We start from the raw sequence: 20,773 nt of genomic DNA on the forward strand, positions 1-20,773 counted from the left end.
GGTACGGGGGTGGCAGGGGCGGGCCGTTCGCACGGCAAACGCGGCATCCGGGTAACCGTGCCGCTGCGCATCCCGCACACCGCGACGCTGCGCATGCGGGGCACAGCCGTACATCCGGCACCCCGCGACCCTGCACGCACCGCAAGCATGGGCACGCGGCGCCCCTGCGCATCCCGAAGGCGCCGGCCGTCCCGCGTAGCCCGAAGACGCCGGCTGTACCGGGACCCTGCCCATGCGGCGCGCCGCGTCCCTGCGTACGCCGCGACCCTGCCTGTCCGGCACACCACGACATCCCTCACGTCGCGGCGCTGAAAATCGCCCTGCCCCGGGCATCCGCGTGCCGCACCCCGTGCCCCCGTGGCGGGCGCGGTCCCGGCTCGCCCCCGGGGTTCCGGGAGGGTCGGACGCCACCCCTCCGCACCGCGCCGAGCATGCGGAATCTCTTCTGTCACTTTCGTTCCGCAAATCCTCCGCCTAGCCTTCGACGGGCAACCGCCGAGGTCGCGCCCGTTGCGAGAACGTGACCTGAGCCCCTCTTGCGGTGGCCGGAAAGGCTGCATGAGAGTGATGTATGCGCTTACAGACTGCGCATACATTGCGGAGCTCAAGGAGGAGCCGTCCATGCACCGCACCGCTCGAACCGTTTCGGCCGCCCTGGCGATCTCGCTGGCCTGCGGACTCACCGCATGCGGGTCGGGAGGTGAGGGAGTCGCCGCCGACGCCGAACAGACACTGACCGTCTGGGCGATGGGAGCCGAGGGCGAGAAACTCGGCGCGGTGGCCGCGGAGTACACCAAGGCCAACCCCAAGATCGACGTCAAGGTCACCCCGATCGGCTGGGACGTCGCCCACCAGAAGCTCGTCTCGGCGGCCGCCGCCGGGACGCTGCCGGACGTGATGCAGATGGGCAGCACGTACATGGGTGAGTTCGCCGAACTCGGTGTGCTGGAGCCGGTGGACACCAAGACCTTCGACAAGAAGGACTTCTTCCCCGCCGGCTGGGAGCAGGGTGTCGTCGACGGCGAGGTCTACGGCGTGCCCTGGTACGTGGACACCCGCGTCCTGTACTACCGCACCGATCTCGCGCGGAAGGCGGGGGTCGGCAAGCCCCCGGCGACCTTCGCCGAGCTGGAGAGCATGGCCGCCGCGTATCAGGACAAGGCGAAGACCAAGTGGGGCATCTACCTCCAGCCCCGTGGTCTGGACACCGTCCAGAGCTTCTACCCGTTCCTGTACTCGGCGGGCGGTGAGATCGTCGACAAGAACGGCAAGGCCGCGGTGAACAGCCCTGCCGCGGTCGGCGCCTTCGAGCAGTACGGTGCCTTCTTCGACAAGGGACTCAGCACCAAGAGCGTGCAGCCCGGTTACGACCCCTTGAAGGACTTCAACACCGGAAACGTCCCGATGTTCTTCTCCGGCCCGTGGATCAGGACCCTGATCGACGAGCAGTACCCGGACCTCAAGGGCAAGTGGGCGGTCGCCAACGTGCCGACCGGGAAGTCCTCCACCTCGATGGCCGGGGGTTCCAGTCTGGTGATCTCCAAGGACAGCGAACACAAGGCCGCCGCCAAGGAGTTCGTCGCCCATCTCACCAGCGCCCAGGCGCAGGCCGACTGGTACCGCCGTACCCACGATCTCCCGGCCAACCTCGCCGCCTGGTCCTCCGGCGAACTGGCGGAGGACCCCGGCATGAAGGTGTTCTTCCAGCAGATGAAGACCGCGAAGTCCACACCCACCCTGCCCACCTGGTCGGAGATATCCGCCTCGGTCGACACCGCGCTGGAGTCGGTGACGCAGGGCAAGGCCTCCGGACGGGAGGCCGCCGGCAAGGCACAGGCCGGTGTCGAGGACCTGGTCTCGCGATAGCCATGAGCACCACGACCACACCGGCCGCGAAGACGGCCGGCAAGCGGAACGGACCGGCGCAGCGGCGGGCCCCGGCCGACGGGCCGCCGCGCCGCCTCGGCAGGCAGAACGCCGCCGGGTGGCTGTTCTCCACCCCCTTCCTCGTCCTGTTCGCCGTGTTCATGGCGTTCCCGATCGTCGCCACGCTCCTCATGAGCTTCACCGACTTCGGGCTGCGCAATGTCACCCACCCGCTCGACGCCGAGTTCATCGGCCTGGAGAACTACACCAAGCTGTTCGAGGACGAGAAGTTCCTCGAGGCGCTGTTCAACACCGCGTACTTCGTGGTCGTCGGCGTCCCGGTGACCGTCCTTCTCGGCCTGCTCGTCGCCGTCCTGCTGAACAACGGCATCGACCGCGCCCGGACGTTCTTCCGTGTCGGCTTCTACGCGCCCGTCGTCACGAGCATCGTCGCCGTCGCCGTCGTATGGCGCTTCGTCCTGGACCCGACGGACGGCCTGATCGCCGGGCTCGCCGCCGAAGCAGGCTTCACCGCACCCGATTTCCTGGGATCGGAGACGCTCGCCATGCCGTCGCTCATCGCGATGGCGGTCTGGCGGAACCTCGGCACCGTGATGGTGCTGTTCATCGCCGGGCTCCAGGCCATTCCCACCGAAGTACGGGAGGCCGCGCGGCTCGACGGCGCGGGAACCTTCCAGGAGCTCCGGCGGATCACCGTGCCCCTGCTGCGGCCGACGACGCTGTACGCGACCGTCATCACCACGATCGGCTACCTCAACGTCTTCGAGGAACCGTTCGTGATGACGCAGGGCGGCCCGTCGGACTCCACGCTGACCGTCTCCCTGCACATGTACCGCGAGGGCTTCAATTTCTTCCACATGGGCTACGCGAGCGCCATGGCCTACGTCCTGTTCGTGGTCATCATGGCCGTCACGGTGCTCCAGCTCCGACTGCTGAAGGACAACACGTCATGAGCGGCACCCGAGCTCCGGGCATCCGTGGCACCTCCCGCATCCGCAGGCCGGCGGTCTACGTCGTCGTCTCCGCGGGACTGCTGGTGATGGCGGCGCCGTTCCTGTGGATGGTCCTCTCCGCCTTCAAGACGGACCGCGAACTGACCGCCAGCCCTCCGGTCTGGATTCCGACGGAGTGGACGTTCCAGCACTTCACCGAGCTGCTCGAGCGACTCGACATGCCGCTGTACTTCATGAATTCGGTGATCGTCGCCGTGTTCGTGACCGTCTGCAACCTGGTGTTCTGCTCGATGCTCGGCTACGCGCTGGCCAAGCTGGACTTCGGCGGCCGCAGCAAGGTCTTCGCGATCGTCCTCGGCGCGCTGATGGTGCCCGGGAATCTGATGCTGCTGCCCCTCTTCGTCCTGATGAGCAGGCTTCAGCTGATCGACTCCTACGCCGGGTTGGTGCTGCCGTTCGCCGCGGGCGCCGTCGGGGTCTTCCTCATGAGGCAGTTCATGCTGTCGATCCCCGACGACCTGCTGGAAGCGGCCCGGCTCGACGGGGCCGGGGAGTGGTTCATCTTCTGGCGGATCGTGATGCCGCTGGTGAAACCCGCCCTCGCGACCCTGTCGATCCTGACCTTCCTCGGCTCGTGGAACAACTTCGTCTGGCCGCTGATCGCCACCAACGACCCCGGCAAGTACACGCTGCCGGTGGCACTGGCCACCTTCGCGACCGATCCGAACAAGTCGGCGGGCTCCAACGGCATGCTCATGGCCGGATCGTTCCTGGTCGTCCTGCCCGTCCTGATCGTGTTCATCGCCCTGCAACGCCACTTCACCCAGGGCATCGCGACCGCGGGCATGAAGTAGCGAGCCCCGGCGCCCCCGATCCCCCCCCCACCGTCCGTACCGGAGAGTTCTCACGATGACGCACAGCACCACCCCCTTCCCCGACGGCTTCCTGTGGGGCGCCTCCACCGCCGCCCACCAGATCGAGGGCAACAACACCAACAGCGACTGGTGGCACAAGGAGCACAGCGGTACCTCGCACATCGAGGCGCCCAGCCTCGATGCGTGCGACAGCTACCACCGGTGGGACGAGGACATGGACCTGCTGGCCGGACTCGGGTTCACCGACTACCGGTTCAGCATCGAATGGGCCCGGATCGAACCGGCGCCCGGTCACTTCTCCCGCGCCGAACTCGCCCACTACCGGCGGATGGTGGACGGCGCGATCGCCCGCGGACTGCGCCCGATGGTCACGCTGCACCACTTCACCGTCCCGCGGTGGTTCGACGAGCGGGGCGGCTGGACCGCCGAGGGGGCCGTCGCCCTGTTCGCCCGCTACGTCGCCGCGACGGCACCGGTGATCGCCGAGGGTGTGCCGTACGTCTGCACCATCAACGAGCCCAACATGATCGCCGTGATGGCGGGAGCGGCCAAGGCGGGCGATGTGGGCTTCCCGCCGGCCGGACTGCCCACCCCCGACGAGGAGACGACCTGGGCGGTCATCGAGGCTCACCGCGCCGCCGTCAAGGAGGTCCGGGCCCTCAATCCGCGGATCAGGGTCGGCTGGACGATCGCCAACCAGGTCTACCAGGCCCTGCCCGGCGCCGAAGAGGTCACGGCGGCCTACCGCCACCCGCGCGAGGACGTGTTCCTGGAGGCCGCGCGGGACGACGACTGGGTCGGCGTGCAGTCCTACACCCGTACCCGTATCGGCGCCGACGGACCGATCCCCGCCCCCGAGGACGCCGAACGCACGCTCACGCAGTGGGAGTACTACCCGGCGGCCGTCGGACACGCGCTGCGTCATACCGCCGACATCGTCGGCGACGTGCCGCTCGTCGTCACCGAGAACGGCATCGCCACGGCCGACGACACCCGCCGCGTCGACTACCTGACCGGCGCGCTGAACGAAGTGGCCCGGGCGATCGAGGACGGCCTCGACATCCAGGGCTACCTCGCCTGGAGCGCCCTCGACAACTACGAATGGGGCTCGTACCGGCCCACCTTCGGCCTGATCGCCGTCGACCCCGAGACGTTCGCCCGCACCGCCAAACCGTCCGCGGTCTGGCTCGGCGGACTCGGCCGCAGCCGTGAACTCCCGCGGGGCGAAGGCTGAACAGCCCGTTCGCCACCACCGCCGACACCGCACCGGCATCCCCGCCGGACACCGTGCCACCGGGCTGCACCGCCCGGTAGGGACCGGGGACGGGCGGATCCTGACATCCGCCCGTCCCCGCTTCACCCCTCCCAGCCCGTCCGCCGCCTCACCGACCCGACACGCCTGCACGAACAGCCACCTCTCCCAGTCCCCAGACTTCAGGAGCCGGATCCGCATGGACCGTCGTTCGTTTCTCGCAGCCACCACCGCAGGGGCCGCGGCCCTCTCCCTGCCCTCGGCAGGCAGTGCCACCGCCGCCGGCCGGCGGGAGTCCGAAACGGCGCTGCTGCGCCGCTGGTTCCGCGACACCTACCGGTCGATCGAGGCCATGACGACCGACATCGGTCTGGCCGCCGACACGCTCGACCTCAGCCGGCCCGGCGGCCCCGTCGTCTCGCGGAACACGTCCCCGACGAACATCGGATGCGGACTGTGGGCCACCGTCGCCGCGGCCGGCCTGGGCGTCATCGACAGGGACACGCTGCACCGCCGCCTCACCCGCACCGTCGCCTCCGTCGAGAAGCTGGAACGCCACCACGGCTTCTGGCTCAACTGGTACGACGCGCACGACGGTTCGGTCCTGACGAGCTGGCCCGGCACCGGAGACCCGGTCCGGCCCTTCCTCTCCTCCGTCGACAACGCCTGGCTGGTCACCGGACTGCGCATCGCGGCATCCGCCGAGCCGCGGCTGCGCGGCCGGATCGCCCGGCTCCTCGCCGCCGCGGACTGGTCGTACTTCTACACGCCGTACGACCCCGCCGACCCGGTGGCCGGACCGGGCCAGTTGCGCGGCGGCTTCTGGACGGACACGGGGGAGCCGACCGCACACCACTACGGCGCCCTCAACACCGAACCCCGGATGGCCAGTTACCTCGGTATCGCGGACGGTTCGCTGCCGGGCGAGCACTACTGGCACATGCTGCGCACCATGCTTCCCGAGCACGGGCAGGAACAGATGCCGCAGGGTGCGTACGACACCGTCGACGGTGTCCGGCTCTGGCAGGGGCACTACACCTATCGTGGCCGCAAGCTGATCCCCACCTGGGGCGGCTCGATGTTCGAGGCGCTGATGGTGCCGCTCTTCGTCCCGGAGGCCTCCTGGTCACCGCGGTCCTGGGGCACCACCCACCACCGCTTCGTCCGTTCCCACATCGAGCACGGCCTCTCCGAGGCACGGTACGGCTACTGGGGGTTCTCCCCGTGCAACGTGCCGGAGGGCGGCTACCAGGAGTACGGCGTCGACGCCATCGGCATGCAGACCGACGGCTACGCCTCCAACACCGACCGCACGTACGTCACCCCGGGCCAACCGATGCCGCCCGCGTCGGCGTACACCAACGGTGTGGTCACCCCGCACGCCTCCTTCCTGGCCCTGCCCTACGCCCGACGGGACGCCCTCGCCAATCTGCGCGCCATCGACCGGGACTTCGGCGCGTACGACGACGGCTACGGCTTCCGTGACTCCGTCAATGTCGGCACCGGCCGCGTCAGCGACTTCGTCCTGGCGCTCGACCAGGGCATGATCGCCGCGGCCCTGGCCCAGGAGCTGAGCCCGGGACTGCTCCAACAGCCTTTCACTACGGGCGGGTTCAGCTCACGGGTGCGCCCGCTGCTGGCGAAGGAGCGCTTCGGCATCTGAGAAGCGTGCGGTGCCGGAGACCGCGCCGGTCTCAGCTGCTCGCCCCGAAGACCTGCGTCCACCACGGGCCGCCCGGGCCTTCGTGGACGCCGAGGCCCATGCTCGTGAACGCGCAGTTCAGGATGTTCGCACGGTGACCGGGACTGTTCATCCAGCTCTCCATCACCGATGCCGCGCTCTGCTGCCCTCTCGCGATGTTCTCGCCGTAGGTCCGCCACTGGTAGCCGGCAGCGGTGATGCGGTCGCCGGGGCTTCTGCCGTCCTGAGAGGTGTGCGAGAAATAGTTCTTCGCCGCCATGTCCTCGGAGTGCCGGCGGGCGGCCGTGTCCAGCCGGCCGTTGCCGCTCAGGGGGCCGCAGCCGGCCGCGGCACGCTCCTTGTTGACCAGGGAGAGGACGGTGCCGGCGGGTCCGGACCGGGACTGCTGCGTTTCTGTTTCCGGTTTCGGAGCGGGCGCGGAGTCCGAGACGGCGGGGCGTGGGGCCGGCGTGCGGGTCGCGGCGCGCTTCGACGGTGACGGCGACGGCCGGGGCGTCGGGGTCGCGCTGCCGGGAGACGGCGAAGGTGAGGCGGTCGCCGTGGTCCTCGCCGGGGGAGTGGACGGCAGGACTCCCTGTGCTTCGGTGACCGTCGACGGCGTCCGCGTGCCGGGATCCTGGTCGTCCGTGAACAGGTGGAGCGCACCCCCCGCGGTGACCAGCGCCGCCACGGCCACCGCCGCGGCACTCGTCCGCCGGCGGCGCCGTGCGCGATCGAGCCGCCGCTGCGTCTCGCGCCCGTGGGCACGGCCTCCGCCGTGTCGGAGGCCCGTTCTTCCGTGCTGCATGGGTATCTCGTGGTGCCCGGCCGGTTCGTGCTCCCCGGCCGGTTCGTGCTCGCCGGGTATCTCGTGCCCCCCGGGTATCCGGTCGTGTGCCGCGGCGAGCGCCGGATCCGCCCCGGCCGGAGCCAGCGTCGTCGCCGCGGCCGCGAGCGGCACGAGCGCCAGGCCGACGAGGAGGCGCTCCGCCGGGACGAGACCGGCCGAGAAGCCGGAACACACCGTGCATTCGCGGGCATGGCGGGCGATGCGCTTGCGCCACAGGGCGGAGGGCGCCCCGTCCCACCCCTCGACCAGTGACTCCAGCAGCACGCACCGGGGTTGGGCCGCGAGGGCGCGCACGACCACTCGCGATGCCTCGAGCTGTGCCTTCATCCGCTGCACGCGTACGGCCGTGTGCTGCGGGGACAGCTCCATGGCCACGGCGACCTCGGCGCGGGTCAGTTCGCCGGTGGACTCCAGCCACCACAGGGACAGCAGCGACCGGTCGTCCTCGTCGAGCCAGCGGGTCGCCTCGGCGACCTCGCGTCGCTGCCCCGACAGTCCGAGGCGCGCGATGGTCAGGTCGACGAAGTCCGCCCCGGGGTCGGCGAGGTCGTAGGCGTCGTCCAGACCGCCGGTGACCGGTGCATCCCGGTGCCGGCGCCAGTGGCCCCGGATCTGATTCACCGTGATGGCCACCAGCCACGACCGGAAACTGCCCGGGTCGCGCAACGTTCCGAGACCGGACAGGGCGCGGAGCATGGTCTCCTGCGTCACGTCGTCGACGTCGGCGTGCCCGTCGAGCGCCCGCCCGACGATGTTGTGGACGAGCGGGAAGTACGCGGCGACGAGCCGGTCCTGGGCCTGCTGGTCCCCGGACCGGGCCGCCACGATCTCCGAGACCTCGAGGTCACTGCTCACGTTCTCTCCGCTCCTTGCTCCCGACTCGGGCCTGTTCCGCCCCACGGATGGGAGACGCGAGGACTCCACGCGGATAACAGAAACCGGGAAAGGGCAGACGGGCTCTTTCGTCGGCGTGGTGCGGAGAGATCGTAGGCGAACGGGTGTTCCGGGCCGGCGGGGGCCTGACGGAAGGGTGATCGATCGCCCTCCCGGGAACGAACTCCCCGGGTCGGCCCCCTGTCCGCGGCTATGAGCGCGCGGGCCCGCCTTCGCCCTCCGCCGCGAGTTCGGCCGCCTGGATGGTGAGGTAGTGCCGCTCCGGGAGGCTCGCCGTCCGGTTGGCGGCGGCCCGGTAGTTCGCCACCGCCCCCTCCCGGTCCCCGGCCATCCGCAGCAGATGGGCGCGCACCACGTACAGCCGGTGGTGGTCCTTGAGCCGTGCGTCGGACGCCAGCTCCTCCAGTACTTCCAGACCGGCGTCGGGACCGTGCACCATGGCGGCGGCGACGGCCCGGTTGAGGACGACGAACGGGTTGGCGGAGATGCGCTCGAGCACGCCGTACAGCGCGAGGATCTGCGGCCAGTCCGTCTCCTCGGCCGTCGGCGACTCGTCGTGCACCGCGGCGATCGCCGCCTGCACCTGGTACGGGCCGACCGGGCCGCGCGGCAGTGCGGCGGTGATCAGGGCGACGCCCTCCGCGATCGCCTCGGCGTCCCACAGGCCGCGGTCCTGTTCGGCCAGGGGGATCAGTTCACCCGCGGGGCCGGTCCGCGCCGGTCCGCGCGCGTCGTTCAGAAGCATCAGGGCCAGCAGTCCGCTGACTTCGCCGTCGTCGGGGAGCTGGGCATGCACGGCACGCGTCAGCCGGATCGCCTCGGTCGAGAGCTCGACGCGCCGGACATCGGGGCCGGTACTGCTCGTGTGACCCTCGTTGAAGATCAGGTACAGCACCTGAAGGACCGCGTCCAGCCGGTCCGGCCACTCCTCGCGGTCCGGCATGCGGAACGGAATCCCCGACGTCTTGATGCGCTGCTTCGCCCTGCTGATCCGCTGGCCCATGGTGGGCTCCGGAACCATGAACGCCTGGGCGATCTCGCCGGTCGTCAGCCCCCCGACGGAACGCAGCGTGAGCGCGATCGCGGCCTCGGGCGACAGCGCGGGGTGGCAGCACAGGAAGAGCAGCATGAGCGTGTCGTCGTGGTCCGCACCGTGCGCGGTGTCCGCAGCCGGCGCGGCCTGCCGGTCCGCCGGGTTCTGCGCGGCGACCAGTTCCTCCCGGCGGCGGCGGGCCTGCTCGCTCCTGACCTGCTCCGTCATCCGCCGCTGCGCGACCTTGATCAGCCAGCCCCGCGGATTGCGCGGCAACCCCTCCGCCGGCCACTGGTGCGTGGCCGCGAGCAGGGCTTCCTGGGTCGCGTCCTCGGCCGTCTCGAAGTCGCCGTAGCGCCGGGTGAGTACGCCGACGACCTGCGGCGCCAGGCGGCGCAGCAGGTCGCTCACGGACTCGGGCAGGTCGGTCAGCGTCGTGGTCCTCGTCGTTGATCGGCATCGATCGGCGTCGACCGGCCGGTCGACGGTGGGCCCGGGGGTGACGGGCCCGACCGCTCCTTCCTACAGGTCGGCGGGCGGGGCCGACATCACCTGCCGCACCTCGATCGGCATGTTCAGGGGCGCTCCGCCCGGGCCGGGAGCGGCCGACACGGCAGCCGCGATCTCGACGGCACGTTCGGGGGTCGGGCAGTCCACGATCCAGTAGCCGGCGAGGAACTCCTTCGTCTCCGGGAAGGGGCCCTCCGTCACCACCGGCGCCCCGCTGCCGTGCCCCCGGACGATCTTGGCCGTCTCCGGCATGGCCAGTCCCTGGCCGTCGACCAGCTCGCCACTGGCCGTGAGCTGCTGATTGGTCTCGTTCATGAAGGCCATGTGGGCCTTGATCTCGTCGGCGGACCAGGTGGTGATCGGCGGGAGCGTGTCCTGCATGTCCGCGCTGAACTGCATGAGCAGCATGTACTTCATGGTGGTCTCCCTCTGCCCGGGGAGCCCCTCCTGGGGCGCCCTCACAAGTAGGTAGAAGCACGGGCCGCGTTTTCGACAGCCTCCGGACGATCTGCCGAAAAATCTAAGGGACAGCCCTTGGCGGCAGCTTCCCCCGGGCGCCGCCCCGACCGCCGGTTCCGCGCTCGCCGGGCATTCGCATCGCATTCGTGATCGGTGCGGCGCATGATGGTGGGCATGGCGAAGCCGACCATCCTGACCGTCGATGACGACCCAGGAGTCTCCCGAGCCATCGCTCGCGACCTCCGTCGCCGGTACGGCGACCGGTACCGCGTGCTCCGGGCACCGTCGGGCGAAGAGGCGATGGAGGCTCTGCGCGAGGTCAAGCTGCGGGGCGAACCCCTCGCCGTGATGATCGCCGACTACCGCATGCCGACGATGAACGGCGTGCAGTTCCTGGAAGCGGCGATGGACCTGTTCCCGCTGGCCAGACGCGTCCTGCTGACGGCGTACGCCGACACCGGGGCCGCCATCGACGCCATCAACATCGTCGATCTCGACCACTATCTGCTCAAGCCGTGGAGCCCGCCGGAGGAGAACCTCTACCCGGTGCTGGACTCCCTGCTGGAGCTGTGGACCAACGCCCCCGAACGAGGTGCCGGAGAGACCCGTATCGTCGGTCACCGCTGGTCGGCGCCCTCCTTCGCCGTGCGGGAGTTCCTCGCCCGCAACCTCGTCCCCTACCGCTGGATCGCGGCCGACGAACCCGAGGGCAGACGGCTCCTGGACGCCGCGGGTCTGAGCGCCGACGACGTACCGCTGGTGATCACGTCCGAGGGCAAGACCCTGCAGTCGCCGACCGAGGCCGAGCTCGCCGCCCAGGTCGGCCTGAGCACCACACCCGCCTCCGACTTCTACGACGTCGTCGTCATCGGCGCCGGCCCCGCCGGTCTCGGAGCCGCCGTCTACGCGGCATCCGAAGGCCTGCGGACCGTCCTGGTGGAGCGCAGCGCGACAGGCGGGCAGGCCGGCCAGAGCAGCCGCATCGAGAACTACCTCGGCTTCCCGGACGGGGTGTCCGGTGCGCAGCTCACGGACCGGGCCCGCCGCCAGGCGACCCGCTTCGGCGCCGAGATCCTCAGCGCCCGTGAGGTGGTCGCCCTGGAAGCGGCGGGAGCGGGCCGGGTGCTGCGGTTCAGCGACGGCACCTCCATCGGGGCGCACACGGTGGTCCTCGCCACCGGGGTGTCGTACCGGCGACTGGAGGGCGAGGGCCTCAACGAGTTCACCGGGGCTGGCGTGTTCTACGGCTCCGCGTCCTTCGAGGCAGCGAACTGCTCCGGCCAGGACGTGTACATCGTCGGCGGCGCCAACTCCGCCGGTCAGGCCGCCGTCTACTTCTCCCGGTACGCCCGGCGCGTCCATCTCCTCGTCCGCGGCGCCGACTTGATCCGGTCGATGTCGTACTACCTCGTGCAGCAGATCAGCGCCATCGACAACATCGAGGTCCATCCGCACACCGAAGTGACGGGCGGCGCGGGCGACAGGCATCTGCAACGGCTCACGCTGCGCGACAACCGGACCGGTGACGTCGTGACCACCGAAACCTCCTGGCTGTTCATCTTCATCGGCGCCGAGCCGCCCACCGACTGGCTGGACGGCGTCGTGGCCCGAGACGGCCGCGGCTTCGTGCTCACCGGTCCCGACCTGCTGACCGAAGGGGAAAGGCCCGCCCACTGGCCGCTGTCCCGGGACCCGTACCACCTCGAAACCAGCGTGCCCGGAGTCTTCGCCGCCGGAGACGTACGCGCTGATTCCGTCAAACGGGTCGCATCCGCGGTGGGTGAGGGCGCCATGGCCGTCTCCTTGGTGCACCGCTACCTGGAGGCGCCATGAACGACCCGGGCCCCCGTACCGGGCTCACCCCGGCCGAACTTCAGGAACTGTTCCTCTTCGAGGCGCTCGACGACAAGCAGTTGCAGTGGCTGTCCGAACGCGGCCGCGTCGAGACACGGCCGGGCGGCTCGCCCGTGTACTCCGAGGGTGAGGACGCCACCTGCTTCTTCGTCCTGCTCAGCGGCACGGTCTCGATCGGCCGCCGTGTCCACGGTGACGACGTCGAGTTCAACCGCACCGACCAGCGGGGCGTCTACGCCGGGGCCACCCAGGCCTACATGGGGGACCGGGTCGATCAGGCATACCCCAACACCCTGGTAGCGATCACCGACGTCGAACTCTTCGTCCTGCCCGCCGACGAGTTCTCCTACGCCGTACGCACCTGGTTCCCGATGGCGCTGCACCTGCTCGAAGGCCTCTTCTTCGGGACCCGGGCCAGCAACACCATCGTCGGGGAACGCGAACGGCTGGTCGCCCTCGGCTCCCTCACCGCCGGCCTCACGCACGAGCTCAACAACCCCGCGGCCGCGGCCGTCCGGGCCACCGACACCCTGCGCGACAGGGTCACCAAGATGCGCCACAAGCTCGCCCTCATCGCCGACGGCCGGGTCGACGGGACTCAGCTGCACCGGCTGGTCGAGATGCAGGACGCGGCCGTCAAGCGGGCCACGAACGCCCCCAAGCTGACGGCGATCGAATCGTCCGACGCTGAGGACGAGGTCGCCGACTGGCTGGAGGACCACGAGGTCGCCAGGCCCTGGGACATCGCACCCGTGCTGGTCGCCGGCGGCATCGACCCCGACTGGCTGGCCGACGCGACCGAGAACCTGGGCGACGAGAACCGTCAGGCAGCGGTGGGATGGCTCACCTATACCGTCGACACCGAGCTGCTGATGAGCGAGATCGAGGACGCTGTCAGCCGCATCTCCGGGCTCGTCGACGCGGCACGCCAGTACTCGCAGCTCGACCGCTCCGCCCAGCAGCCCGTCGATGTGCACGAACTCCTCGACGCCACGCTCGTGATGCTCCAGGCCAAGATTCCCTCCGGTGTGCGCGTGGTCAAGGAGTTCGACCGCACCCTGCCGCCCGTCCCGGCGTACGGCGCCGAACTCAACCAGGTGTGGACGAACCTCATCGACAACGCGCTCAGTGCGATGGAGGGCAGCGGCACCCTCACGATCACCACCTGGCGGGAGGACGAGCGCCTCTTCATCGAGGTACGCGACACCGGCCCCGGCATCCCCGCGGACGTCCGCCCGCGGATCTTCGAACCCTTCTTCACCACCAAACCGGTCGGCGAGGGCACCGGGCTCGGTCTCGACATCTCCTATCGCATCGTGGTCAACAAGCACCACGGCGACATCCGGGTCGACTCGCGGCCCGGTGACACGCGCTTCCGTGTCTGTCTGCCCATCACACCTCCCTCGGACGACGACAGTCCGCCGCCCGAGGACGTCGGCAGTACCGGAACCGAACCAGCCTCGGGCTGAGTGAGGAGAGACCCCATGGCAGACGACCGGATCCCCGGTATCGACCCCGCGGCGAAGCCCAGCGGGGACGGATGCGCCGACTGCCTGGCCGGCGACGGGCCCGGCTGGTGGGTGCATCTGCGCCGCTGCGCCGCATGCGGCCACATCGGCTGCTGCGACTCGTCACCGTCGCAGCACGGCACGCGGCACGCGAAGCAGGAGGGGCACCCGTTCCTCACCAGCTTCGAACCGGGGGAGGAGTGGTTCTGGAACGTCGAGACGGAGCAGTACTACGAAGGCGGCCCCCAACTGCCGCCTCCCACCGCCCATCCCCTCGCCCAGCCGACGCCCGGGCCGCAGGGCGCCGTACCTCCCGACTGGCAGCAGCACGTCAACTGATCGCCCGTCGGCCCTGGTGCCTATGGTGGGTGAGGTCGGTCTGCCTACGCGATTGATGGGGATGGCGGATGGTGTGGAAGACGTTTCGCTGGTCGTTCGGCGTCACCGCCCTCGGCCTCGTCGTGGCGGTGTTCTACGACGGGTGGGCGGCACTCGGGGTCGTGGCGATCCTGACCGTGCTGGAGGTCTCGCTGTCGTTCGACAACGCGGTGATCAACGCCGGAATCCTGAAGAAGATGAGCGCCTTCTGGCAGACGATCTTCCTCACGGTGGGCGTGCTGATCGCCGTCTTCGGCATGCGGCTGATCTTCCCGGTCGTCATCGTCGCCGTGAGTGCCCAGCTCAGTCCGGTCGACGCGGTGCATCTCGCCCTGACCGACAAGCCCCGCTACGAGGAACTGGTGACCGACGCGCATCCCTCGATCGCCGCGTTCGGCGGGATGTTCTTGCTGATGATCTTCCTCGACTTCGTCTTCGCCGACCGTGACATCAAGTGGCTCGGCTGGCTCGAGCGCCCGCTGGCCAAGCTCGGCAAGATCGAGATGCTGTCGGTGTGCATCGCCCTGATCGTGCTGATGATCAGCGCCACGACCGTCGCGACCCACGCCCATCAGCACGGCGGCACACACGTCGACAAGGGCGAGACCGTGCTCATATCGGGTGTCGCGGGGCTGGTGACGTATCTCGTGGTGGGCGGGCTGTCGGGGTTCTTCGAGAACAGGCTCGAAGAGGAGGAGGAGCGCGAGCACCGGGCCGAAGAGGAGGCGCGGCGCAGCGGAAAGGATCCGTCCGCCGTGGTCCTGGCGGGCAAGGCCGCGTTCTTCATGTTCCTCTACCTGGAGGTCCTGGACGCGTCGTTCTCCTTCGACGGTGTCATCGGCGCCTTCGCCATCACCAACGACATCGTGCTCATGGCACTGGGTCTCGGCATCGGCGCGATGTACGTCCGGTCGCTGACCGTCTATCTGGTCCGCCAGGGCACGCTCGACGACTACGTCTACCTGGAGCACGGCGCGCACTACGCGATCGGCGCCCTTGCCGTGATCCTGCTGGTCACCATCCAGTACCAGATCAACGAGATCATCACCGGTCTGATCGGCGTCGTGCTGATCGGGGCGTCGTTCCTGTCGTCCGTACGCCGCAACAAGGCCCTCGCCGCCGACGGCGAAGACCCCTGACCGGCGCCGTCAGGGTGTGGGGATGCCGCCCGGCCGAGCGGGGCGGCCGAACCGTACCGGGACACCGGGCGAATACAGGACGCTCACCGGGTCGCCGACGGGTTCCGGGAGCCCGGCGGCCGTGATGAGGGACTCGTCGCACTCGACCAGATCGGCCCGGTGCAGCGGCCACCGGGGGTGGGTGTTGGGCAGGTAGAGCTGCCGTCCGAAGAACGTGCTGTGCATGCCCCAGCGAGCGGTGAGGAAGTGTTCGAGGTCGGTCGGCTCCTCGATGCTCTCCCTGATGCGAATGCCGATCCTGCTGTGCGCGCCCCGGGGCCCCGGCCAACGCCGGGCGCTGCGGTAGGTGATCGTGTCGTCCGTGTGACGGATGGTCATCCGCGACCACATGTACGGCAGTCGGAACAGGGCGCGGGCCACTGCCACGGGGATGAACCGTGAGGCGTCGAGCGAACGGAAGACGACCCCACGCCGTCCGTGCGTGTCCACCGAATAGAGCCGGACATTGGTCTCCGGGAAGGTCCCCAGATACGGGACACCGGGCAGACGGAACCACCCCACGCGGTGCATCCGGAAGGCGACCAGACCGACATAACTGACCCCGTCGAGCGTGTCGGGCACGGTACCGGTGGGGAGCAGCGGAGCCACATCGGCCGGGTCCACGGCCCAGTGCAGGAAGGCAAGGTCCAGCCACGACTGCGTGAGCAGCGGGTTCTCCGTACGGTGCGGAGGGTCGGCCGCTATCGGGCCCGCGTCGAACGATGGATGGGACACCGCGCCAGCATCTCAGACGCGGCCCATGGACCGGACGGCTCCCGGCGTCACTTCCGCGCGCGCCCGCCGCCCAGCACGTCGGCAGCGACGGACGTCCGCAGTGCCTCCAGGGCCGCTGCCTGCTCCTTCGCCCGGTCGAGGAGTCCGTCGATCAGGACCGCGTCCAGCCGGTCGTCGGACTCCGCCAGCGCACGCAGCGTCCGCCAGCACGACGCCTTCCCCTCCACCCCCAGCCGCATGACCTCCAGCTCCAGGACGTCGCTGAGCGGGGAGCGGGAGGCGACGCGGCCGTTGAACTTCAGCCGGCCCGCCTTCTCACCGATCCACCCCAGGGCGACCTTGGCCCGCTGCGGCGGCACACCGAGCTGCGCCATGAGCCGGAGCAGCGCCTCCCGGTCCGCCGCCACCTCGGCGGCCAGCCGTGCGAGTTCCCTCCCGATCGAGCTGCTCCGGTGCGACCGCGCCGAGCGCCGCAGCAGCTCCACGCCGCCCGTCGAACCGGCCAGATGGTCGTTGAGATAGATCCGCAGCAGCGACAACGTGTCTCGTGTACCGGCCGCCTGGGTCTCCATGGCAGTCCTCCAGCTCGTGGAGCGCGGTGGGATCTCCATGGTGCTACGGCTCGCGCCGCGTGTCCTGCGCGGTGTGTGACCCGCTTCCACAGGGGCACTCGGAGTCCGTCAGGGCCGGGGCTCCGTGAAGGGACCCGCCGGCCGGGTGTGCACCGACGACGAGGAGGCGCGCGTGAGCGAGAACATCTGGGGTTACCCGCAGACGGCAGGGCATATCGCGGGGGTCGACCTGGTCGGGTTCAAGGTCGAGGCCTTGGACGGAAGCATCGGCAAGGTCGACAAGCACTCCGACGACATCGGCTCCGCCTATCTGGTCGTCGACACCGGGATATGGATCTTCGGCAAGCAGGTTCTGCTGCCCGCGGGCACCGTCTCCCGCATCGACACGGACGGCGAGACGATCCACGTCGACCGCACGAAGGCGCAGATCAAGGACGCTCCCGAGTTCGACAAGGCGAAGCACATCGGGGATCTGGGCTATCACCAGGAGGTCGGCGGGTACTACGGCAGTCACCGCGCCTGACGGTGGCCCGGGCCGTGGGCACGTCCTGCCCGGGGTCCGATCCATCGGGCTGATCCAGCGGGCTGATCCGACGGTCCGGTCCGTCGGTCCGACCCGGCCTCCCGGTCCGGCCGGTTCTGATCCGGTGCAAAAGTTGTCGGGCGGCAACGGTGTAGGGCTGCGCTGTCCGGGCAGGTGCCTAACAGGCCCCTATCCCGAGGTGACGTCGTGACGACATCCACGCAGGTGAGCGGAACGCCCCGCACGACCCGCCGGTCGGTACCGCCGGCGGTGGTGGACGCCGCGGGCGGACTGCCCTGGATCGACGACGCGGGCAAGATCGCCCCCAAGGACGCCCGGGAGCTGTCGCGACTGTTCTTCTCCCGGCTCCAGGCCCTGGACGAAGGCACCCACGAGTACCAGTACGCCCGCAACACGCTGATCGAGATGAACCTGTCCCTGGTCCGCTTCGCCGCCCGGCGGTTCCGCAACCGCGGCAGCGGTGAGATGGAGGACATCGTCCAGGTCGGCACCATCGGGCTGATCAAGGCGATCGACCGGTTCGAGCTGGCCCGCGAGGTCGAGTTCACCTCGTTCGCCGTGCCCTACATCGTGGGCGAGATCAAGCGGTACTTCCGCGACACCACCTGGGCCGTGCACGTGCCGCGCCGCCTCCAGGAACTGCGCGTCGACCTGGCCAAGGCCAAGGAAGTGCTCTGCACCCGCATGGACCGCGACCCCACCGTCAAGGAGCTGGCCGCCCATCTGGACCTGACCGACCAGGAGGTCCTCGAAGGGCTGGTGGCCGCCAACGGCTACACCGCGGGTTCCATCGACACCCCCGGCGTCAGCGACGACGAAGCGGGCGACGGCGGACGTGTCTACGCCGACACCATGGGCGAGTGCGATCCCGCGATGGACCTCTTCGAGGACCTCCATGCCCTCGCTCCCCTCCTCGACCAGCTGGACGACCGCGAGCGGACCATCATCGACATGCGCTTCGGCGCCGAGATGACCCAGGCGCAGATCGGTGAGCACCTGGGCATCTCCCAGATGCACGTCTCACGGCTGCTGGCGCGCACCCTGGGCAAACTGCGTTCGGGCCTGCTCACCGACCAGTGAGCCCGCGTTGTCCTGAGATCTGTCAGTGAGCGGGGTGCGGCGACGGCTCGCCGCCCGGGGTGAAGCAGGCCGTGACGGTCTTGCCACCCGGCTGGGGGCGGGTCTCCCAGTGATCCGCGAGAGCGTCGATGAGCACGAGCCCACGTCCTGAGGGCCTGGTCGAGTCCGGTTCGCGGGGCGTGGGGACGCCGGTGTCCGAGTCGTGGACGCTGACGTGCAGGCACTCGCTGTCCCAGGTCAGGATGAGCTGGGCGTCGCTGTGGGCGTGCACATGCGCGTTGGTGACCAGCTCGGAGATGGTGAGCAGGACCGCGTCCACGGTCTCCGGCGCCCGCGTGGTCCAGCCGAGGGCCTCCAGGTGTTCCCGCGCCCACTCGCGTCCTGCCCGTACGCCGTCGGACACCGGGAAGGACTGGGCCCACCCCACGGCCCTCAAGGAGGTGTCGGTCATGGTCTGCCCTCTCTGCACCGATAACGGTTCCGGCCTGTCGAGTACCCGCTGACGGCCCGGACACCGGGCGTTCTCCGGGACCTCGGGCGCAGAGCTTGATCAGGCGGTCAGGCAGGCGGCGTGAGCAGGGAGCGCTGGCGGGCCAGTTCGACGGCCTCCGTCAGGCCGGCGATGTCGTACGCCCCTTGGTGGCGGCGCCCGTTGACGAAGAACGTCGGGGTACCGGTCACACCGCTCAGGTCGGCGGATTCCACGTCGTCGGCGATCCGCCCGGCCCCACGACGATGCTTGATGTGATGGCGGAAGGCGTCCACGTCCAGCCCCAGTTCCGAGGCGTAGCGCACCAGGTCGGTGGGTCGCAGCGCGTCCTGCCGCTCCATGAGCAGGTCGTGCATCTCCCAGAACGCCCCCTGCGCTCCGGCGGCCTCCACCGCCTCGGCGGCGAGCTGGGCGTTGGGATGCACATCGGTCAGGGGCAGATGGCGGAACACATACCGGACGTCTCCTTCGTCCGCGAGCATCTCCCGTACGACCGGTTCCGCCTGGCCGCAGTAGGGACACTCGAAGTCGCCGTACTCGACGATGGTCACCGGCGCGTCCCGTGGGCCGCGCATCCTGTCCCGTTCCTCGTCGACGGGGACGGCGAGGTCCGTGAGGGGTTCGGTGGTTCCGAGCAGGGCGCGGGCGCGACGGTGGGCGGGCAGCAGTCCGATCACCAGGGTGATCGACCAGCTGACGACGAAAGAGCCGATCAGCGTGGCGAGAATGCCGATCTTGGCGTTGTCGAGTTCCTCGCCCTCGAAGGCGAGCACGGCGATCAGCAGGGACACCGTGAAGCCGGCTCCCGCGATGCTGCCTGCCGCGGCGACCGAACCCCAGCCGACCGGCGGGCGCAGCCGGTGGCGGGTGAGCTTGGTGACCAGCGCCGTGGACCCGAGGACGCCCACCAGCTTGCCGACCACGTACGCGGCGAGAATGCCGAGGCACACGGGGGAGGTGAAGGCGCGCGCCAGCTCGCTCGCGCCCACCGGGATACCGGCGTTGGCCAGGGCGAACAGCGGCACGATCACATAGCTGGTCCAGGGGTGGTACATCTGCACCAGGCGTTCGTTCACCGAGACGGCCGAGGCCAGGCCCCGCCGCACGGATCGTTCGAGTTCCGGCGTCGGCTGCTCCCGGAAGCGGCGGAACAGCCCGCTGGCGGCCTCCAGATCGCTGCGCGCTGCCGGGTAGGCGACGGCGAGCGCCCCCACCGCGAGCCCCGTGACCACGGGATCGATGCCCGCCTTCAGGAGTGCCACCCAGACGACCACGGCGAACACCGCGTACAGCGGACCGCGTCCGAATCCCGTGAAGCGGACCACGAGGATCAGAACCATGGCTCCGGCGGCCACGGCGAGCGCCGGCAGATGGATGGATTCGCTGTAGAAGACGGCGATGACCAGCAGCGCGATCAGGTCGTCGACCACGGCGACGGACAGGATGAAGGCCCGCAGCGACGCCGGGAGCCGCGAGCCGAGGATCGCGAGGATGCCGAGTGCGAAGGCGGTGTCCGTGGACATCGCCGCACCCCAGCCGTGCACGGAATCGCGGCCGCTGTTGATCGCGACATAGATGAGAACCGGCACGATCATGCCGCAGACGCCGGCGAAGAGGGACAGCAGCACCCAGCGCCGGTCGCGCAGTTCGCCCACATCGAACTCGCGCCGCGCCTCCAGGCCCACGACGAGGAAGAAGAACGTCATGAGTCCGCTGTTGATCCATTCGTGGAGATCCAGCGAGAGGCCGTACGAGCCGATCCGGACGGACAGATCGGTGGCCCACACCATCTCGTACGCGTGCAGATCGACGTTCGCCCAGACGAGGGCGGCCACCACGGCGGCGAGCAGCACGGCCGCACTGCCCGTCTCCGTACGGAGGAAGTCCCGCAGGGGCTTGTTGACCTCACCGGCATCGGTCGTCTGACCCGAGAAGCCTGAGTCGTCCGCTGTCCCGCTCACCGGAGCAGTATCTCCGCACGGTGCGGCCTCAGCACCTCCGCGCGGCTGCGGCCGCCCGGCGGTGCCGGAGGAATAGAGA

The 20,773-nt window shown here is 69.8% G+C and carries 18 protein-coding genes; 11 read left to right on the forward strand and 7 right to left on the reverse strand.

Features of this window, described 5'->3' with window-relative positions; translation table 11 throughout:
- The first annotated feature begins 621 nt into the window (after positions 1-621).
- The 5 genes from OHA05_RS33610 (at position 622) to OHA05_RS33630 (ending at position 6,630) form a co-directional block, all read left to right on the forward strand.
- A complete protein-coding gene (locus OHA05_RS33610) occupies positions 622-1,866 on the forward strand; it encodes a sugar ABC transporter substrate-binding protein (protein ID WP_328862634.1) in 1,245 nt (414 codons plus the stop codon).
- A gap of 2 nt (positions 1,867-1,868) precedes the next feature.
- Entirely contained in the window at positions 1,869-2,840 is a 972-nt protein-coding gene (locus OHA05_RS33615; protein ID WP_328862635.1) for a carbohydrate ABC transporter permease, read from the forward strand.
- Positions 2,837-3,694: a carbohydrate ABC transporter permease gene (locus OHA05_RS33620; RefSeq protein WP_313942469.1), complete on the forward strand. Its 858-nt coding sequence runs from the start codon at positions 2,837-2,839 to the stop codon at positions 3,692-3,694. Before OHA05_RS33615 ends, OHA05_RS33620 begins: the two co-directional genes overlap by 4 nt.
- A 55-nt stretch (positions 3,695-3,749) precedes the next feature.
- Entirely contained in the window at positions 3,750-4,949 is a 1,200-nt protein-coding gene (locus tag OHA05_RS33625) for a glycoside hydrolase family 1 protein (protein ID WP_328862636.1), read from the forward strand.
- 217 nt (positions 4,950-5,166) lie between these two features.
- The gene (locus tag OHA05_RS33630) at positions 5,167-6,630 is read left to right on the forward strand and encodes a glucoamylase family protein (RefSeq protein WP_328862637.1); all 1,464 of its coding nucleotides are present in this window, start codon (positions 5,167-5,169) and stop codon (positions 6,628-6,630) included.
- Between the two features lie 31 nt (positions 6,631-6,661).
- On the opposite strand, the gene OHA05_RS33635 is transcribed toward OHA05_RS33630, so the two are convergent.
- From OHA05_RS33635 to OHA05_RS33645, 3 genes are all read right to left on the reverse strand, one after another.
- Positions 6,662-8,353 (reverse strand): sigma-70 family RNA polymerase sigma factor, encoded by a 1,692-nt coding sequence (locus OHA05_RS33635; RefSeq protein WP_328862638.1) that lies wholly within the window; start codon positions 8,351-8,353, stop codon positions 6,662-6,664.
- A gap of 229 nt (positions 8,354-8,582) precedes the next feature.
- On the reverse strand, positions 8,583-9,836 hold the full coding sequence (locus tag OHA05_RS33640; protein ID WP_328862639.1) for an RNA polymerase sigma factor: 1,254 nt from the start codon (positions 9,834-9,836) through the stop codon (positions 8,583-8,585).
- Between the two features lie 111 nt (positions 9,837-9,947).
- Entirely contained in the window at positions 9,948-10,352 is a 405-nt protein-coding gene (locus OHA05_RS33645; RefSeq protein WP_313942464.1) for a YciI family protein, read from the reverse strand.
- A 216-nt stretch (positions 10,353-10,568) separates the two neighbouring features.
- Between OHA05_RS33645 and OHA05_RS33650 the strand changes: the two genes are divergently transcribed.
- The 4 genes from OHA05_RS33650 (at position 10,569) to OHA05_RS33665 (ending at position 15,273) form a co-directional block, all read left to right on the forward strand.
- Positions 10,569-12,227: an FAD-dependent oxidoreductase gene (locus OHA05_RS33650; protein WP_313942463.1), complete on the forward strand. Its 1,659-nt coding sequence runs from the start codon at positions 10,569-10,571 to the stop codon at positions 12,225-12,227.
- Positions 12,224-13,717, forward strand: a complete 1,494-nt coding sequence (locus OHA05_RS33655; RefSeq protein WP_328862640.1) for an ATP-binding protein — start codon at positions 12,224-12,226, stop codon at positions 13,715-13,717. The genes OHA05_RS33650 and OHA05_RS33655 overlap by 4 nt, the downstream gene beginning before the upstream one ends.
- A gap of 15 nt (positions 13,718-13,732) precedes the next feature.
- Entirely contained in the window at positions 13,733-14,095 is a 363-nt protein-coding gene (locus OHA05_RS33660) for a UBP-type zinc finger domain-containing protein (protein WP_313942461.1), read from the forward strand.
- A gap of 68 nt (positions 14,096-14,163) precedes the next feature.
- Positions 14,164-15,273 carry a DUF475 domain-containing protein gene (locus tag OHA05_RS33665; RefSeq protein WP_313942460.1) on the forward strand — a complete coding sequence of 370 codons (1,110 nt, stop codon included), beginning with the start codon at positions 14,164-14,166 and terminating at the stop codon, positions 15,271-15,273.
- Positions 15,274-15,282: 9 nt separating this feature from the next.
- On the opposite strand, the gene OHA05_RS33670 is transcribed toward OHA05_RS33665, so the two are convergent.
- Together OHA05_RS33670 and OHA05_RS33675 are read right to left on the reverse strand one after the other, a co-directional pair.
- Complete coding sequence (locus OHA05_RS33670) at positions 15,283-16,047, reverse strand: YqjF family protein (protein WP_413777696.1); 765 nt, start codon at positions 16,045-16,047, stop codon at positions 15,283-15,285.
- A gap of 47 nt (positions 16,048-16,094) precedes the next feature.
- A complete protein-coding gene (locus tag OHA05_RS33675; protein ID WP_313942459.1) occupies positions 16,095-16,619 on the reverse strand; it encodes a hypothetical protein in 525 nt (174 codons plus the stop codon).
- Between the two features lie 172 nt (positions 16,620-16,791).
- Between OHA05_RS33675 and OHA05_RS33680 the strand changes: the two genes are divergently transcribed.
- Both OHA05_RS33680 and OHA05_RS33685 read left to right on the forward strand, forming a co-directional pair.
- Positions 16,792-17,142 (forward strand): PRC-barrel domain containing protein, encoded by a 351-nt coding sequence (locus OHA05_RS33680; RefSeq protein ID WP_313942458.1) that lies wholly within the window; start codon positions 16,792-16,794, stop codon positions 17,140-17,142.
- Between the two features lie 270 nt (positions 17,143-17,412).
- Positions 17,413-18,243, forward strand: a complete 831-nt coding sequence (locus OHA05_RS33685) for a SigB/SigF/SigG family RNA polymerase sigma factor (RefSeq protein WP_328863503.1) — start codon at positions 17,413-17,415, stop codon at positions 18,241-18,243.
- A gap of 22 nt (positions 18,244-18,265) precedes the next feature.
- Here the strand turns inward: OHA05_RS33685 and OHA05_RS33690 are convergent, their stop codons facing one another.
- Together OHA05_RS33690 and OHA05_RS33695 are read right to left on the reverse strand one after the other, a co-directional pair.
- A complete protein-coding gene (locus tag OHA05_RS33690; protein ID WP_313942457.1) occupies positions 18,266-18,694 on the reverse strand; it encodes an ATP-binding protein in 429 nt (142 codons plus the stop codon).
- A gap of 107 nt (positions 18,695-18,801) precedes the next feature.
- Positions 18,802-20,694 (reverse strand): Na+/H+ antiporter NhaA, encoded by a 1,893-nt coding sequence (locus OHA05_RS33695; protein WP_313942456.1) that lies wholly within the window; start codon positions 20,692-20,694, stop codon positions 18,802-18,804.
- Between the last annotated feature and the right edge of the window lie 79 nt (positions 20,695-20,773).

This window comes from Streptomyces sp. NBC_00306 (assembly GCF_036169555.1).
Classification (GTDB): domain Bacteria; phylum Actinomycetota; class Actinomycetes; order Streptomycetales; family Streptomycetaceae; genus Streptomyces; species Streptomyces achmelvichensis.